This is a genomic window from Halopseudomonas sp., from assembly GCF_036961105.1.
Lineage (GTDB): Bacteria > Pseudomonadota > Gammaproteobacteria > Pseudomonadales > Pseudomonadaceae > Halopseudomonas.
In genome coordinates this window covers 82,106-98,439 of record NZ_JBALWW010000007.1, presented here as the reverse complement: position 1 = coordinate 98,439, position 16,334 = coordinate 82,106, and the positions used below count along the sequence as shown (strand labels likewise).

The following is a 16,334-nucleotide window of genomic DNA, read 5'->3' as shown; positions in this document are numbered from 1 at the left end:
TCCATGACTGAACCCTGGCTGCTGTTGCTGCTTGGCAGCGTAATGGGCGTGATCGTAGCGGCCCTGGTGGTGTTGTTTGCCCAGGTTCGACGTTTGCCCGCCCAGCTGCAGCAGCAGGCCGAACACATGCGCGCGCGGCAGGACCAACTGTCGCGTGATCTGGCCAGCTTCCAGCAGGGCAGTATCCGCATGGGCGAGGAGCTCAGCGCGCTGCGCACTCAACTCAAGCGTCTGGAAGACAAGCAGCTCAAGCTGGAAACCCAGGACCCGCAATCGCTACCCTACAATCAGGCCGCGCGCCTGGTCGGCATGGGTGCCAGCATTGAAGACCTTACTCAATCCTGTGGCCTGTCCAAGGCCGAAGCAGAGCTCTTCGTGAAATTGCACGGCGGCCGGCGCGGCTGACCAGCCTTGCTCCGCTAGGCTACTGATGGTTGTGTCTTGGACGCTCGAGTTCCATCTCGACAAGTAGGTTTGGCCACGCCACCGCAGGCCGGGATGGAACTCGTCGCGAGCAGAGAACAGCTTCTCGGGCCGCTATGATCGTGGTGCTACCTACGTGCGGTTCGGCCCTGATCGTTAGTCCCGTGCCGGCTGATCTCGCGTCAGACGCTTGGGCTGCGGCTGATCGCCGTCTGGATTGAAACCTGCCGGGCGCTTGCCTTTCAGGTACCAGGCAAAGGCGATGATTTCGGCGATGGTACGATAGAGCGCTTCGGGTATCTGGTCACCCAGTTCCATCTGGGTGAGCATGCGCGCCAGGTCGGCGTTCTCGTAAATCGGCACCTCATAGTCCATGGCCAACTGGATGATCTGCTCAGCGAGCTCGTCTTCGCCCTTGGCCGTGATTGTGGGCGCCTGTTGCCCGTCGTAGACCAGAGCTATGGCTTCGCGCTTGTTACTCATCAGGTTACCTCGTCAATCCAGCTTTGCTGCACCGCCTGTCGCGGCGGGGGCGGCGTACCGCGATGGCAGCTCAATTCGCCCACCTCCAGCCCCTTGGCCAGCAAACGATCCCGCAATTCGGTCAGCTCGTTGCTGACCAGGCTCAGAGTGTTGGCGCGCTCGGCCCAGAATTCACTGCTGACCTTGTCCTTGCGCAATCGCGCTATGGCTTGCAGGCTGCCCAGCTCATCCAGGTTGAACGCTAGCCGTACTTCCCACTGGGGAACCGGTTCGGCCTGTTTGGCGTTGGGCGGTGGGTTGTCCTGCTGAATGCGCATTTGCACATGGTTGAACTGCTGGCCGTCACGCAGCGGAATCTCCAGTTGCCAGGTGGTTTGCGTGCTGCCGTCAGCAAAGCTCTGGGTCTGGCCCAGACTCTGGAACTGGTGGTGCTGGATGCGTGACAGCAGCGCAGCGGTAAGCCGCAGCAGGCTGCCGAGGTCGTTGGTTTCGCCAAGCGCCTGCAAGGCCCGCGTGGGCAGGGGGAACATTCCCGCTTTGAGTTGTTGCTGGGCTGCAGCCTGACTGGCCTGCTGCCACGGACCGGGCGGCAGCGCCAGGGCGCCGAGGCTGCCTGGCGGTAGCTGCTGCTGCAGATTGATCAGCAAGTTCACCAGTGTGCCCTTCAGGTCGACGCCTACCAGCGGCTCGGCTGCGCCGGGCTTGGAGAGACTTGCGAGCAGCGGCAAGAGTTTTTCCAGCGCGGGAAGGGCGCGGGCAGCGGACGCCGGGTTGACGCCGCCTGCCTCGGTGCCGGCCGGCGTCGGGCTGGCGGTCTGCTTGGTGGCCGTTTGGGCTATCAGTGACTCGGCCAGCCGCGCCAGGTTGGGCTCGAGAAACAGGCCGCTCTGCTTGATTGCCGTGGCAACGCCACTAGCGGTGGTCAATTGCTGCGGTGTGGCTATTTGCTGCAACACCTGAGTGATCGCCTGTTGGAGCGCGGGTACGGCTGGCAAAGAGCGCGGGGCAGCCTGCAACTGATCCAGTCGACTCAGCAGGGGCTCGCTTGAAGCCTGGCTCTGCAGGGTGCTGCGCAGCCCTTGTAACAGATCGAGTTGGCGCTGCTGTGCGCTGCTGGCCAATACCCGCAGCTCGCCCTGGGCGCCCACACTGGCGTTCAATTTGGTGCCCGGTTCCACCGGTTGGCTGCTGGTCAGCTGCAGTACGCTGCCATTGCCCGCGCCCTGTACCACTTTGGCCAACAACGCGTAGGCAAGCTGCTTGCCGGCGCCTTCGCTCACCGGCTGCTGGCTCAGCACCTGTGCCTGCAGGGTGCTGCCGGGCGGAAACTGAGCCGGATCCAGGCGCGTGAGCGGGGGTGCCGCCGGTGTGCCCGTTGCCGGCTGCAGCACGGCCATCAATTGGGTCTGGGATAACGCCTGTACCAGCATCTGTGTGCCGGTGCTCACTGGCTGCGGGCTGGTCGCCGGCAGAGTGGTTGCGGCGGTGCCGGTAGCGCCTTGCGCCAGGCGCAACAGCACATCGAACTGACCATTGGCGTTAGGGCGGGGGCTGCTCTGCACCACCTCGGCAGAGATCTTGTCGCCCACGCCAAGCTGCAGTGCGTCAATTGGCCGCAATAGCTGCAGCGCCAGGGTAATGGCGTCGCCCGGCCGCACGGTTGGCGCTGCAGCGGGCGTGGTTGGCGCGCTGGGCGGCGTGGCGGCGATGGGGGGCAGGCGAAAGTCGGTGCTCATATTGTCACATGTTGATGTAAATCGAGGTCCCCCGGGGTAGGGGGGCATGTATAATGGCGCCCCGAAGAAAGGCCCTTAGAGGCCCCTTCTGGCGGCGCTCCTGGCCCGCCTTTGGCATCAGCTATCAAACAGCTTTCAATGAGTATAGCGGCCAGCATGCCGGAATCATGAACGCAATGGTATCGGTGCGATTCAGCCTGTGTTGGAGTAACGGTGAGCAAGCAGCAGATCGACGTCAGCGACCTGGCCTGTGAGCGGGATGAGCGAGAGCTTTTCTCCGCCGTGTCCTTTTGTCTGCAGCCGGGCGAAGTGCTGCAGGTGGCTGGCCCCAACGGCGCCGGAAAAACCAGCTTGCTACGCATTCTTGCCGGCTTGATGCCCGCCACCGCGGGGGATGTGCACTATGCCGGCGCCTCGGTACTGCGGGGTCGCGGCCGCGAGCAGTGGCGGCGCAACCTGCTGTATATCGGCCACGCGCCTGCGGTAAAAGCCGTGCTGAGCGCAGAAGAGAATCTGAGCTGGCTCTGCGCATTGAACCATCCGGTCAATCGCGAGGCCATCTGGCAGGCCCTGGCACAGGTCGGGCTGCGCGGTTTTGAAGATGTACCCTGCCGGCAGCTGTCTGCCGGCCAGCAGCGCCGCGTGGCCCTGGCTCGCCTGTACCTGCCGGGCCCACCGGTGTGGATTCTGGATGAGCCCTTCACTGCGCTGGATCAGGCCGGTGTACTGGCGCTGGAGCAGCACGTGATGGCGTTTGCGGCGGCAGGCGGCACTGTCTTGCTGACTACCCACCACAGCCTGGCGCACCTGCCGGGTGTGCGCCGCCTTGTGCTGGGAAGGGCCGCCTGATGCGACAGATGCTCTGGCTGTTGTTCCGCCGCGAATGGCAATTGGCCTGGCGCCGCCCCGGCGATCTGCTCAATCCGCTGATTTTCTTTGCCATGGTCATTACCCTGTTTCCGCTGGCGGTCGGGCCTGAGCCTCAGCTGCTGCAACGCATGGCGTCCGGTGTTATCTGGGTAGCCGCCCTGCTGGCTACCCTGCTGTCACTTGATGGGCTGTTCCGTGGCGATTACGAAGACGGTTCGCTGGAGCAGTGGGTGCTTTCACCGCACCCTTTGACTGTGCTGGTGTTGGTCAAGGTGCTGCATCACTGGTTGATGTGCGGGCTGTTGCTGGTACTGTTGGCGCCGGTGCTGGGTTTGATGCTGGCGCTGCCCTGGTCGGTGATGCCAACACTCTGTGTCACGCTGCTGCTGGGTACCGCTGTGCTGAGTCTGCTGGGCGCCATAGGCGCGGCGCTCACGGTGGGCCTCAAAGGTAGCGGCGGCATGCTGCTGGCGTTACTGATACTGCCGTTGTACATCCCCGTGCTGATTCTCGGCACAGGCGCGATGGACGCGGCTCTGCAAGGTTTGCCAGTACTGGGTTACCTGCTCTGGCTGGGCTGCCTGGCGATATTGGCCCTGAGTCTGGCACCGCTGGCGATAGCGGCCGGGTTGCGAATTGGCGTGAGTGAATAGGCGCGGAGACTGACAGCGATGAGCTGGACATTTTTTCACAAACTGGGCTCGCCCAAATGGTTCTACGACATCAGCGGCAAACTGCTGCCCTGGCTGACCATATTCAGTCTGGTGGCGTTGGCCGTGGGCGTGGTCTGGGGGCTGGTATTCGCGCCGCAGGACTACCAGCAGGGCAACAGCTTTCGCATTATCTATATTCATGTGCCGGCCGCGATCCTGGCGCAGTCCTGCTACATGATGCTCGCGGTCGCAGGCATTGTGGGGCTGGTCTGGCGCATGAAACTGGCCGATGTGGCCCTGCAGTGCGCCGCCCCCATAGGCGCAGCCATGACCTTCGTGGCGTTGATTACCGGTTCTATCTGGGGCAAGCCGACCTGGGGCACCTACTGGGAGTGGGATGCGCGTCTGACGTCCATGCTGATTCTGCTGTTTTTGTACTTTGGCATCATCGCCCTGCGCATGGCGATCAGCAATCGTGACACCGCAGCCAAGGCCACGGCGGTAATGGCAATTGTGGGCGTGGTGAATATCCCGATCATTAAATATTCGGTGGATTGGTGGAATACCCTGCACCAGGGCGCCACCTTCACCGTTACCGAAAAACCAGCCATGCCGGCGGAGATGTGGCTACCGCTGCTGGTGATGGTATTGGCCTTCTACGGCCTGTTTGCGCTCAACCTGCTGCTGCGCATGCGCTTGGAAGTGTTGCGCCGCGAGCACAAGGCCCGCTGGGTCCGCGAGATTCTGGAGAAAAGCGCATGAGCAACCTGCTCGAATTTCTGGCCATGGGCGGTCATGGGGTATATGTCTGGTCTGCCTACGGGATTACGGCGACGGTTATGGTTCTGTTGTTCCTGCCGCCGGTGCTGGGAAAGCGCCAGCTGATGCAGGCTGAAGCACGCCGACGTCGGCGGGAGGAAAGTTGATGCATCCGTTGCGTAGAAAACGCCTGATTCTCATCCTGCTAGTGATCCTGGGGGTAGGTGGCGCGGTTGCGCTGGCACTCTCGGCCCTGCAGCAGAATATCAATCTGTTCTACACGCCTACCCAGATCGTCGCCGGTGAAGTGCCCGACCAGGCGCGTATCCGTGCCGGCGGCATGGTGGTAGAGGGCAGTGTGGTGCGCTCGAAGGACAGCCTGGATGTGCAGTTCGATGTCAGCGACGGCGCGCACGCCGTGACTATCGCCTACAGCGGCATCCTGCCCGACCTGTTCCGCGAAGGGCAGGGCATAGTCGCGCTCGGCCGGCTGGACGCCAGCGGTGTATTGCAGGCCGATGAAGTGCTCGCCAAGCACGATGAAGAATACATGCCGCCTGAGGTGGCCAAGGCGATGAACGATGCCAAGGCCAACAAGGCGGCGGCCGGCGAAGCAGCCGCAGACGCGCCAGCAAGCAACTACTGAGGTGCCGATCGCATGATTCCTGAACTTGGGCAGGTTGCCCTGATTATTGCTCTTTGCCTAGCGGTGTTGCAGGCGACAGTACCCTTGTACGGCGCCTGGCGCGGCGACTCGCTGGCCATGGGTTTTGCCCAGCCGGCGGCCATGGCGCAGTGTCTGTTTGTATTTTTTGCCTTTCTCTGCCTGGTGCACGCCTTTATCACCAACGATTTCAGCGTGACCTATGTGGCGCTCAACTCAAACTCGGCGCTGCCCTGGTACTACCGCCTCAGCGCAGTCTGGGGCGGACACGAAGGCTCGTTGCTGCTGTGGGCGCTGATTCTGGCGGCTTGGACCTTCGCCGTGGCGATCTTCTCGCGGGATCTGCCCGAGGACATGCTCAGCCGCGTGCTGGCCGTCATGGGCATGATCAGTGTCGGCTTTTTGCTGTTCATGCTGATGACCTCCAATCCCTTCGATCGCCAGTTACCGTTCTATCCGGCTGATGGCAACGACCTCAACCCGCTGTTGCAGGATTTTGGTCTGATCGTGCATCCGCCGATGCTCTACATGGGTTATGTGGGCTTCTCGGTCGCTTTCGCCTTTGCCATTGCTGCGCTGCTGGGCGGGCGGCTGGATGCGGCCTGGGCGCGCTGGTCGCGGCCCTGGACCATCGTGGCCTGGGCCTTTCTCAGCCTGGGCATCGTGCTGGGCTCCTGGTGGGCCTATTACGAACTCGGCTGGGGCGGCTGGTGGTTCTGGGACCCGGTAGAAAACGCCTCCTTCATGCCCTGGCTGGTGGGTACCGCGCTGATTCACTCCCTGGCGGTCACCGAAAAGCGCGGCGTGTTCAAGAGCTGGACCGTGCTGCTGGCCATTGCCGCTTTCTCGCTCAGCCTGCTGGGAACCTTCCTGGTACGCTCGGGCGTGCTCACTTCGGTGCATGCCTTTGCCACCGATCCCGAGCGCGGCGTATTCATTCTTGGCTTCCTGCTGGTGGTGGTGGGTGGTTCGCTGCTGCTCTATGCGCTGCGCGCGCCTGTGGTCAAGAGCAAGATCGGCTTCACCTGGAACTCGCGCGAGGCCTTGCTGCTAGTGAACAATCTGGTGCTGGTAGTGGCTGCGCTCATGGTCCTGCTGGGCACGCTGTATCCGCTGATCATGTCGGCCTTCGATACCCTGGTGTCGGTGGGGCCGCCGTACTTCAACGGCATGTTTTTGCCCTTGATGTCGATCCTGATGCTGGCCATGGGTGTGGGTATTCTCAGCCGCTGGAAGGAAACCCCGCTGAGCTGGCTGACCGGCCAACTGAAATGGGTGCTGATCCTCGCGGCTGTGGGCGCTGTTGCCATAGCCGTGTGGATTGGCAACCATCTGTTTGCCGTAGGCAGCATGCTGCTGCTGGTGTTCTGGGTGACCGGCGCCAGTATTCGCGACATTCTGCACAAGACCCGAAACAAGGGCCTGGCCAAGGGCTTGCGTGCGCTGCCGCGCAGCTACTGGGGCATGACCCTGGCGCACCTGGGCATCGCCGTGTGCGCGGTGGGCATCATCGGCGCCAGCCTGTTCGACAACCAACGCGACCTGCGCATGGCGCCGGGCGATACCCTGGAGCTGGGTGGTTATGGGTTCACCTTCGAAGGCGTACAGCACCGCGAAGGCTCCAACTGGGTATCGGATCAGGGCCATATACGGGTAACCAAGGGCGGCCGTGAGGTTACGCTGCTGCACCCGGAGAAGCGCCTCTACAAGGTCAAGAACCAGGTCATGACCGAGGCCGGTATCGATGCCGGTTTCACCCGCGATCTGTTCGTTGCCATGGGCGAGCCGCTGGAAGGTGACGCCTGGGCCATCCGCGTGCACATCAAGCCCTTCGTGCGCTGGGTCTGGCTGGGCGGGTTGATGATGATGTTCGGCGGCCTGTTGTCGGCCAGCGACAAACGCTACCGGATCAAGGCGCGCCAGCGCCAGAACATTCCGGCCAATGCCGGGGAGGTTGTCTGATGCGCCGTGCGCTGCTGGTTTTGCCGCTGCTGATTTTTCTGCTGTTGGCGGCCTTCTTCCTGCGTGACCTGCTGAGCAAGGAAGAGGGCAAGAACGAACTGACGCTGCCTTCGCCGTTGATCAATCAGCCGTTCCCCGAGTTCAGCCTGGCCTCGGTGACCGAGCCGGGCAAGACTATCGAACGCAGCGATCTGCTGGGCAAGCCGGCGCTGGTCAACGTCTGGGCCACCTGGTGCGTGGCCTGCCGGGTCGAGCATCCGGTGCTGAACAAGCTGTCGGCACAGGGCGTGATTATCCATGGCGTCAACTACAAGGATGACCAAGCGGCAGCGCAGCAATGGCTGCGCGACTTCCACAATCCCTACCAGTTGAACATCAGCGACACTGACGGTCGCCTGGGGTTGGATCTGGGTGTGTACGGCGCGCCCGAGACCTTCCTGATCGATGCCCAGGGTGTGGTGCGCTACAAGTTCATCGGCGTGATCGACGAACGGGTCTGGGACAGCGAGCTGTCGGCACGCTATCAGGCTCTGGTCGAGGAGGCTAAACCATGAAGCGCTGGCTGGTGGGGTTGAGTCTGGGTGTGGTGCTGCTGAGTGCCCAGGCAGCGGTGGACACTTTCGAGTTCGACTCCGAACAGGAACGCGAGCGCTTTTATGCCATCAGCGCCGAGTTGCGCTGCCCCAAGTGCCAGAACCAGAACATCGCCGACTCCAACGCGCCCATTGCCGATGATCTGCGCAAGGAAGTCTACCGGCTATTGGAAGAAGGGCGCAGCGATGAGGAAGTGGTCGAGTACATGGTCGCCCGTTATGGCGATTTCGTGCGCTACAAACCGGCCTTGAACAGCGACACTCTGGTGCTCTGGTTTGGCCCGCTGTTCTTCCTGCTGGCGGGCTTTCTCGCCGTATTCATGCTGATTCGTCGGCGCCAGCGAGCGGCCCACGACCCCCTGGACAACATCCTGACCAGCGAAGAGCAACAACGCCTGGATCAACTGCTGGAAGAAAAGAAGAGCCAAGATGATTGATTTCTGGTTGAGCACTGCCTCGCTGGTGCTGGTGGCGGTGGTGATAGTGGTCTGGCCGTTGTGGCGTCGCCGCGGCAATGAGCGGGTTGATCGCACCGCGCTGAACGTTGCCTTGTATGAGGAGCGCGTCGCCGAGCTGAAGGCTCAGCAGCAAGCGGGTGATCTGAGTGAAGCGCAGGCGCTCGGCGCGCAGCAGGAAGCCAGCCGGTTATTGCTGGAAGATACCGCGGCGGCGGATGCAGCGCGCGCCCCGCTGACGCGCCGGGTTGCCGTGGTGCTGGTAGTGGCTGCGCTGGCGCTGCCACTGGCCGTGGTAGGCCTGTATCAATGGTGGGGCAATCCGGAAGGTCTGGCGCTCTACCGCGAAATGCAGGACACCCCGCAGGTCAGTAGCCTGGAAGCCCTGATCGACCGTACCGAGCGCGTGGTCGAGGTGCAACCGACCAATGGTGAAGCCTGGTACATGCTGGGCCGGGCCTACATGAGCGCGCAGCGCCCGGCTGATGCGGTACAGGCCTTCGGCAACAGCCTCAATCAGATTGGCGAGGCGCCGGAGGTGCTGGCTCAGTTGGCGCAGGCGCGCTACTTCGCCAATGGCAACCAGCTCGATCCTGAAGCAGTTGCTGCGCTGGACAAGACCCTGGAGTTGCAGCCCAACAACCCCACCGCGCTCGGCTTGCTGGGCATTGCCGCCTTTGAGGCGGGTGACTATGCCGGCTCTATCGGTTATTGGGAGCGGCTGCTGCAGTCGACCGAACCGGGTAGTCAGGGCGCCCAGGCCATCCAGGGTGGTATCGACCGTGCGCGCGAGCGCCTGGCCGCCAATGGTCAGCAGCCAGCCAAGGTGGTGCAAGGGCCCGAGATCAAACTGCGGGTCAGCGTAGCGCCAGCCCTGCAGGCTCAGCTCGATCCCGATTCCAGCGTGTTTGTATTTGCCCGCGACCCGGCCGGCCCGCCGATGCCGTTGATTGCCAAGCGTCTGACGTTGTCGCAGCTGCCGCTGGAGATCACTCTGAGTCAGGCCGATGCCATGCTCCCCGGCGTTAGCCTGACGCCCGAGCAGAGCCTGCAGTTGGTCGCGCGGGTATCGCCTAGCGGAGATGCGCGCGAGGGTACCCACCTTGGCCAGCTGGACGAAGTGCATGCCGGCAATAGCGAGCGCCTCGAACTGGTGATCGACCGCGCCGTGGAGTGATCTGCGGCCTGTTGGCGAATCAGTTGGGTGTTGGCGGCGCCAGAGTCTATATTGTGGATTGGACTCAGGTAACGCCTAACCGCTAGCCTGATGCTGGCCTTGCCTGGTATCGCTAAGCTGTGCCAGGCTGCTGACCACAGCCTCTATGCAGGCAGGAGCGCCGCACCATGTTGACCTCCATCCCCTTTGCCGATGATCGCGTCGTCGGCTTTCGTATCGAAGAGCGCATCACCACCGAAGTGCTGGATCAGGCTATCGCCCTGATCGAGCAGGCGCTGGAGAAGCATCCCAAAATACGGCTTTACGTCGAGATGCCCAGCTTCGATGATATTTCCGTCGAAGCCTTCTACAAGGACGTGAAATTCGGTTTCACCCACTGGGGCCGCTTTGAACGCGAAGCCGTGGTCACCGACCGTCATTGGCTGGAACGCATGGTCGACATAGCCGACAAACTGTTCAGCTCCATCGATTTGCGGGTATTCGCTTCCGATCAGGCCGATGCCGCGCGTGATTGGGTACAGGCCAGCTGACGCCGGCGCTCGCAGATCCAGGCAATCAGTCCTGCTGCACTTCCGGCAGACTGAACGCCAGCAGGGCGCCAAGCAAACCAATCCCCGAGAGCAGCAGCAACATGCCGGCCGCGCCGATCAAGGTGCTGAGCAGACCGAACAGGCCTGTAGCCAAGAGAATCAGCCCGATGACGCTGTTGCTGACCGCTACATAGTCGGTGCGCTTGTTGCCACCCGCCATATCCAGTACGTAGGTCTTGCGGCCCACCCGCACGCCGCTGTGCGCCACACCCAGAATGAAAAAGGCGACCGGAAACAGCCAGGCCTGTAGCGCCTGCGGCAGCACCGCAAAGTGATGCAGCGCAATTACCAGTGGCCCCAGCAGGCTGGCGATAAAGGCCGCGCGAATCAGCACCTGCTTGCTCGATTTGTCTGACATCCGCCCCCACACCATGGCGCTCAGGCTGCTGGCCAGGCCGTTGGCCACCAGAAAGGCGCCAAGCATACCGAAGCCGGCTTCGAGATCCTGCGCCATCACCACGTAGTAAGGCGCCGAGAGGGCGGAGCAGAGCAGGAGCGCACGGGTAATCACAAAGCGGCGAAAGGGTTTGTCGTCGCGTAGCAGGCTGATGCGGCCGATGGCTTCGCGCAGGCCGTTGCCCGCGCCTTCGGTGGCACCGGGGGCCTCGTCGATACCGCGGTAGACCAGTGCGGCCAGCACCCAGAGCAATGCCGCTCCCACCAGCAGCGCCGCGTAAAACAGCATTTCGTCATCCGCCGGCGGCCAGATCAGGCAATACACACCAAAGGCCAAAGCCAGCCAGCCCGAGAGCGTGGTAGACAGACCGTTGAGGCGGCCGCGGCGGGTCTTGGGCACGGTTTTGCCGATCACATCCTTGCTGGCCACCGAGCAAAGCCCGCGTGCCAGGCTGAATACAATCAGGCAGAGGATGATCAGGCCACCGGCCAGGGCGCCAGTAGTCACCGCGGCAGCCGCGCCCATCGCCAGCAGCGCGGCTGCCTGCAGCAGACTGCCCAGCACCCACACGCCCTTGCGATAACTGAACCGGCGTATGTAAGAGGCAATGAACAGCTGCGGCAGCATGGAGCCGGATTCGCGAAGGGGTACCAGCCAGGCGATCAGCGCCACTGGCGCGCCGACCACGCCCATCAGCCAGGCCAGGGTGGTCTTGGGGTTGGTCAGAGTGTCGCCCAGGCTGGTCAGGGTATTGGCCAGCACCTGCTGGAAGAAGTTGCGCGGTACATCGGTGCAGGCCGCGTCGGGAATATCCTTGCAGACGCGCGCGTCTTCTTCGTTCATCAGCTTGCTGTACAAGCTGTCCAGATCGGGTTGGCTGGGCATGGTGCGGGGCTTTCTCGTGGTCGCTGATGGCTTCGGCGCAAGAGTTTGCCGCAGTTGCCAGAGCTTGGCCAGCCTTGCCAATCAAGCGGATTTGCCGCGCGGGGCTTCTCTTTGCCGGGCATAGCGGGTAAAAATGCGGGTTTATTCTGTTGCCGCCAAAATATCGCCGCAACAGCCGCCGAGTAGAGCAAGGACACGCCTCATCCATGCGATTGAAATGCATCAAGCTGGCAGGCTTCAAATCCTTCGTGGACCCGACCACCGTGTACTTTCCCACTAACATGGGCGCGGTGGTGGGGCCCAACGGCTGTGGCAAATCCAACATCATTGACGCAGTACGCTGGGTAATGGGCGAAAGTTCGGCCAAGAACCTGCGCGGCGAGTCGATGACCGACGTGATCTTCAACGGCTCCAATACCCGCAAGCCGGTAGGGCAGGCCTCCATCGAGCTGGTGTTCGACAACAGCGACGGCACCCTGCAGGGCGAATACGCCGGCTATAACGAGATTTCCATCCGCCGCCGCGTCACCCGCGAGGCGCAGAATCAGTATTTCCTGAACGGCACCAAGTGCCGGCGCCGCGATATTACCGACATTTTCATGGGCACTGGCCTGGGGCCGCGCAGTTACTCGATCATCGAACAGGGCATGATCTCCAAGCTGATCGAAGCCAAGCCCGATGAGCTGCGCCTGTTTATTGAAGAGGCCGCCGGTATCTCCAAATACAAGGAGCGCCGCCGCGAGACCGAAAACCGCATTCGCCGCACGCACGAGAACCTCGCGCGCCTGACCGACCTGCGCGATGAGCTGGAGCGCCAGCTGTCGCACCTGCAACGCCAGGCTCAGGCCGCCGAGAAGTACAAGGAATACAAGGCCGAGGAGCGCCAGCTCAAGGCCCAGTTGCAAGCCCTGCGCTGGCAGAACCTGAACCAGCAGGCCGGCGAGCGCGAGCACCGTGTGCGCGACCTGGAAGTGGCGCTCGAAGGCCTGATTGCCGAGCAGCGCAACGCCGACAGCGAGATCGAGAAGCAGCGCGATCAGCACAGCGACCTGAATGAGCGCTTCAATCAGGTACAGGCGCGGTTCTACAGCCTGGGCGCCGACATCAGTCGCATCGAGCAGGTGCTGCAATTCAACCGCGACCGGCAGAGGCAACTGCACGAAGATATAGAACAGACCGAGCAGGCCTGGCAGGAGGCGCAGAGCCACCTGACCCAGGATCAGGCGCTGCTGGCCGACCTGCAGAACGAGCTGAGCGAACTGGAGCCCGAGCTGGAGCTGGCAGGCGCTGCCGATGAAGACACGGCAATTCAGTTGCAGGGCGCTGAAGAGGCCATGCAGAACTGGCAACAGGCCTGGGAGCAGTTCAATCAACAGGCGGCGGCGCCACGCCAGCAGGCGGAGGTGGAGCAGTCGCGCATTCGCCATATGGAGCAATCCATCGAGCGCCTAGGCGAGCGCATTCAGCGTCTAGAAGAAGAGCGCAGCACCCTGAGCGCCGGCCCGCTGGACGAGGAGCTGGCAGAACTGGGCGAACAGCTGGCCGAGCTGGAAATGCGCGGCGAAGGCGATCAACTGGCGTTGGCCGACGTCAGCGAAAGCCTGCAGCACGAGCGCGAAAATCTCAATGCGCTGCAGCAGGAGCTCAACATCCGTCGCGGCGAAATGCAGCGTGGTAGCGGCCGTCTGGCCTCGCTGGAAGCGTTGCAGCAAGCGGCACTGGACCAGGGCAGCGACGTTGGTGACTGGCTGGCCGCGCAGGGGCTGGCGGGTGGTCGGCAACTGGCCGAGCAGATACAGGTCGCCAGCGGCTGGGAGCTGGCGGTCGAAGCCGTGCTGGCCAATGACCTGCAAGCGGTCTGTCTGGATGATGTGGCCAGCCTGAGCACGGCACTGGCCGACTTCGAGCAGGGCCAGCTGCGCCTGCTGGAGACGCGCAGTCTGGGCCAGGTCGCGCCCGGCAGCCTGCTCGACAAGGTGGAGTCCAGGCTGGATCTTAGCCCCTGGCTGGGCAGCATCCGCCCCGTGGACGATCTGCTGCAGGCGCTGGCGCAGCGCGAACAACTGGCGGCGCACGAGTCCCTGATTACCCCGCAGGGCCACTGGGTTGGTCCCAACTGGCTGCGTTACCGTCGTGGCGAGGCCAGTGAGTCTGGCGTGCTGGCGCGGCAGCAGGAGATGGAGCAGCTGCAGGCGCAGCTGGCCGAGCAGGAAGGGGCGCTGGAGAGCGGCGAGCAGCGCTTGAGCGACCTGCGCGAACGCATTCGCGCCCTGGAGCAGCAGCGCGAGAGCCTGCAACAGGCGTTATCTGCGCTCGGGCGTCAGCAAGGCGATCTCAAGGCGCAGTGGTCGGCCAAGCAGGTGCGGCTGGAGCAGGTCACCGCCCGGCGCCAGCGCATCAGCGACGATCTGCAGGATATCAAGCAGCAGCGCAGCGACGAGCTGGAACAGATTGGCGAAGCGCGGCTCACGCTGCAGGGCGCGCTCGACAGCATGGAAGCCGATACCGGCCAGCGCGAAACCTTGTTGCAACAGCGCGATCAGGCGCGTGAAGCTCTGGATCAGGCGCGCCAGCAAGGCCGCCAGCAGAAGGACAGATCCCACCAGCTGGCCCTGCGCGTGCAATCGCTTAAAGCGCAGCAGAACAGCACCTCACAGGGGCTTGAACGCCAGTTGATGCAGGCAGAGCGCCTGGGTGAACGGCGCGAGCAACTGCGCATGACCCTGGAAGAAAGCCAGGCGCCGGAGGACGATCAGCGCATCGAGCTGGAAACCCTGCTGGAGCAGCGTGTGGAGGTGGAACACCAGCTCACGCAGGCGCGGCAGGCGCTGGAAGGCGTCGATCAGCAGATGCGCGCGCAGGAGACCCGGCGCGTGCAGGCCGAGCAGCAGGCGCAGGTACTGCGCACCCAACTGGACGAGCAACGGCTGACCGCGCGCGACCTGCAAACCCGCCGTCAGGGTCTGCAGGAGCAGCTGCTCGAAGCCGGCTACGATTTGAACGGCGTGCTCGAAACCCTGCCCGATAACGCAAGCGAGACCGATTGGGAGCAACAGCTGACGCAACTGGATGCGCGCATCCAGCGCCTGGGCGCGATCAACCTGGCGGCGATTGAAGAGTACGAGCAGCAGTCCGAACGCAAGCGTTATCTGGACGCGCAGAATGCCGATCTGGAGGAGGCGCTCAATACCCTTGAACAGGTCATCCGCAAGATCGACCGCGAGACCCGCGCGCGCTTCAAGGAAACCTTCGACAAGGTCAACCAGGGACTGCAGGCACTGTTTCCCAAGGTATTCGGTGGCGGTAATGCCTACCTGGAACTGACCGGCGATGATCTGCTGGATACCGGCGTAACCATCATGGCGCGGCCGCCCGGCAAGAAGAACAGCACTATTCACCTGCTCTCAGGCGGTGAGAAGGCATTGACCGCCATCGCGCTGGTGTTCTCCATCTTTCAGCTCAACCCGGCACCTTTCTGCATGCTGGATGAGGTGGATGCGCCGCTGGACGACGCCAACGTGGGGCGCTACGCGCGCATGGTCAAGGAAATGTCGTCGCGGGTCCAGTTCATCTACATCACGCATAACAAAATTGCGATGGAGATGGCAGATCAGTTGATGGGGGTGACCATGCATGAACCCGGTTGCTCGCGATTGGTCACAGTAGACGTGGAAGAGGCTGCAGCGCTGGCGGCAGTGTAAGTTTGCCGGAGAGCGTGCTAGCATCCGGCCAGATAACAGGCGGGCTTTGGCCCCAAACAGAATTGTAAGAACAGGAACAGGTATTCATGGATTTCGGTTTGCGTGAGTGGCTTTTCATTATCGGCCTTCTTGTCATCGCCGGCATTCTGTTTGATGGTTGGCGCCGCATGGGCGGGCGTTCGCGCATTCGCTTCAAGCTTGAGCGCAACCTCAGCGATTTGCCGGAAGAGGCGAGCGGCGACGAACTGCTTGGCCCGCCGCGGATAGTGGGTGGCCGAGCCGAGCGCGAGGAGCCCTCGTTTGGTGCTGAACTGGACGATGTGGCCGAATCCCGGCCGGACGCAGACTGGCACGTGCCGCAACAGGTCGGCCTGGATCTGGATGAGCCGCCGGTGCTGGTCGACCCGGTCGCGCAGGAATCTGCTACCAGGTCAGGCAAGGCTGGCAAGGCGCGCAAGGAGGAGGCACCGGCCAAAGCCGAAGCCAAACCCGAGCAGGAGTCGCTGCCGGTCGAGGAAGTACTGGTGATCAATGTGGTGGCGCGTGACGAGCTGGGCTTTGTTGGTTCGGCGCTGCATCAGAGCATTCTGGAAAGTGGTCTGCGCTTTGGCGACATGAATATCTTTCATCGCCACGAGAGTATGAGCGGTAACGGCGACGTACTCTTCTCCATGGCCAACGCCCTCAAGCCCGGCGTCTTTGATCTGGACGAAATGGACAGCGGGCACGTACGCGCGGTCAGTTTCTTCATGGGCCTGCCCGGCCCACGCCACCCGAAGCAGGCGCTGGACCTGATGATCGCCGCTGCACGCAAGCTGTCCCACGAGCTGGGCGGCGACCTGAAAGACGAACAGCGCAGCGTGCTCACCGCACAAACCATCGAGCACTACCGTCAGCGTATTGCCGAGTTCGAACGCCGCCACTACAACCAGCGGCGCTAGAAGCAGCGCGGGAAGGCGCCAGCCTTCCTGCGGCAAGCGGCAAGC

Annotated in this window: 16 protein-coding genes; 13 read left to right on the top strand and 3 right to left on the bottom strand. The window is 62.8% G+C overall.

The features are described 5' to 3' along the window. Positions 1 to 3 precede the first annotated feature (3 nt). Positions 4 to 405 carry a DUF2802 domain-containing protein gene (locus tag V7756_RS09370; RefSeq protein WP_335609895.1) on the top strand — a complete coding sequence of 134 codons (402 nt, stop codon included), beginning with the start codon at positions 4 to 6 and terminating at the stop codon, positions 403 to 405. Between the two features lie 174 nt (positions 406 to 579). Here V7756_RS09370 and V7756_RS09365 read toward each other — a convergent pair whose 3' ends face one another. After that, positions 580 to 906 (bottom strand): EscU/YscU/HrcU family type III secretion system export apparatus switch protein, encoded by a 327-nt coding sequence (locus tag V7756_RS09365; protein ID WP_335609894.1) that lies wholly within the window; start codon positions 904 to 906, stop codon positions 580 to 582. After that, positions 906 to 2,642 carry a flagellar hook-length control protein FliK gene (gene fliK / locus V7756_RS09360; RefSeq protein ID WP_335609893.1) on the bottom strand — a complete coding sequence of 579 codons (1,737 nt, stop codon included), beginning with the start codon at positions 2,640 to 2,642 and terminating at the stop codon, positions 906 to 908. The genes V7756_RS09365 and fliK overlap by 1 nt, the downstream gene beginning before the upstream one ends. Positions 2,643 to 2,855: 213 nt before the next feature. Between fliK and ccmA the strand changes: the two genes are divergently transcribed. From ccmA to V7756_RS09310, 10 genes are all read left to right on the top strand, one after another. Next, positions 2,856 to 3,491 (top strand): cytochrome c biogenesis heme-transporting ATPase CcmA, encoded by a 636-nt coding sequence (gene ccmA, locus V7756_RS09355; protein WP_335609892.1) that lies wholly within the window; start codon positions 2,856 to 2,858, stop codon positions 3,489 to 3,491. Then, on the top strand, positions 3,491 to 4,165 hold the full coding sequence (gene ccmB / locus V7756_RS09350; protein WP_335609891.1) for a heme exporter protein CcmB: 675 nt from the start codon (positions 3,491 to 3,493) through the stop codon (positions 4,163 to 4,165). Before ccmA ends, ccmB begins: the two co-directional genes overlap by 1 nt. Before the next feature lie 18 nt (positions 4,166 to 4,183). Then, positions 4,184 to 4,927, top strand: coding sequence for a heme ABC transporter permease (locus tag V7756_RS09345; protein WP_335609890.1), 744 nt, complete (start codon positions 4,184 to 4,186; stop codon positions 4,925 to 4,927). Continuing rightward, a complete protein-coding gene (ccmD, locus tag V7756_RS09340) occupies positions 4,924 to 5,091 on the top strand; it encodes a heme exporter protein CcmD (RefSeq protein ID WP_335609889.1) in 168 nt (55 codons plus the stop codon). Before V7756_RS09345 ends, ccmD begins: the two co-directional genes overlap by 4 nt. Next, the gene (gene ccmE / locus V7756_RS09335) at positions 5,091 to 5,570 is read left to right on the top strand and encodes a cytochrome c maturation protein CcmE (RefSeq protein ID WP_335609888.1); all 480 of its coding nucleotides are present in this window, start codon (positions 5,091 to 5,093) and stop codon (positions 5,568 to 5,570) included. The genes ccmD and ccmE overlap by 1 nt, the downstream gene beginning before the upstream one ends. 12 nt (positions 5,571 to 5,582) lie before the next feature. Beyond that, the gene (locus V7756_RS09330; RefSeq protein ID WP_335609887.1) at positions 5,583 to 7,550 is read left to right on the top strand and encodes a heme lyase CcmF/NrfE family subunit; all 1,968 of its coding nucleotides are present in this window, start codon (positions 5,583 to 5,585) and stop codon (positions 7,548 to 7,550) included. Continuing rightward, a complete protein-coding gene (locus V7756_RS09325) occupies positions 7,550 to 8,104 on the top strand; it encodes a DsbE family thiol:disulfide interchange protein (protein ID WP_335609886.1) in 555 nt (184 codons plus the stop codon). Before V7756_RS09330 ends, V7756_RS09325 begins: the two co-directional genes overlap by 1 nt. Beyond that, positions 8,101 to 8,580 carry a cytochrome c-type biogenesis protein gene (locus tag V7756_RS09320; protein WP_335609885.1) on the top strand — a complete coding sequence of 160 codons (480 nt, stop codon included), beginning with the start codon at positions 8,101 to 8,103 and terminating at the stop codon, positions 8,578 to 8,580. The genes V7756_RS09325 and V7756_RS09320 overlap by 4 nt, the downstream gene beginning before the upstream one ends. Beyond that, positions 8,573 to 9,775: a c-type cytochrome biogenesis protein CcmI gene (ccmI, locus tag V7756_RS09315; RefSeq protein WP_335609884.1), complete on the top strand. Its 1,203-nt coding sequence runs from the start codon at positions 8,573 to 8,575 to the stop codon at positions 9,773 to 9,775. Before V7756_RS09320 ends, ccmI begins: the two co-directional genes overlap by 8 nt. A gap of 167 nt (positions 9,776 to 9,942) precedes the next feature. Then, a complete protein-coding gene (locus V7756_RS09310) occupies positions 9,943 to 10,305 on the top strand; it encodes an STAS/SEC14 domain-containing protein (protein WP_335609883.1) in 363 nt (120 codons plus the stop codon). Positions 10,306 to 10,330: 25 nt separating this feature from the next. On the opposite strand, the gene V7756_RS09305 is transcribed toward V7756_RS09310, so the two are convergent. Next, on the bottom strand, positions 10,331 to 11,647 hold the full coding sequence (locus V7756_RS09305) for an MFS transporter (RefSeq protein ID WP_335609882.1): 1,317 nt from the start codon (positions 11,645 to 11,647) through the stop codon (positions 10,331 to 10,333). Positions 11,648 to 11,853: 206 nt separating this feature from the next. Between V7756_RS09305 and smc the strand changes: the two genes are divergently transcribed. Together smc and zipA are read left to right on the top strand one after the other, a co-directional pair. Continuing rightward, positions 11,854 to 15,348 (top strand): chromosome segregation protein SMC, encoded by a 3,495-nt coding sequence (gene smc / locus V7756_RS09300; RefSeq protein ID WP_335609881.1) that lies wholly within the window; start codon positions 11,854 to 11,856, stop codon positions 15,346 to 15,348. A gap of 86 nt (positions 15,349 to 15,434) precedes the next feature. Then, positions 15,435 to 16,289, top strand: coding sequence for a cell division protein ZipA (zipA, locus tag V7756_RS09295; protein ID WP_335609880.1), 855 nt, complete (start codon positions 15,435 to 15,437; stop codon positions 16,287 to 16,289). Positions 16,290 to 16,334 lie beyond the last annotated feature (45 nt).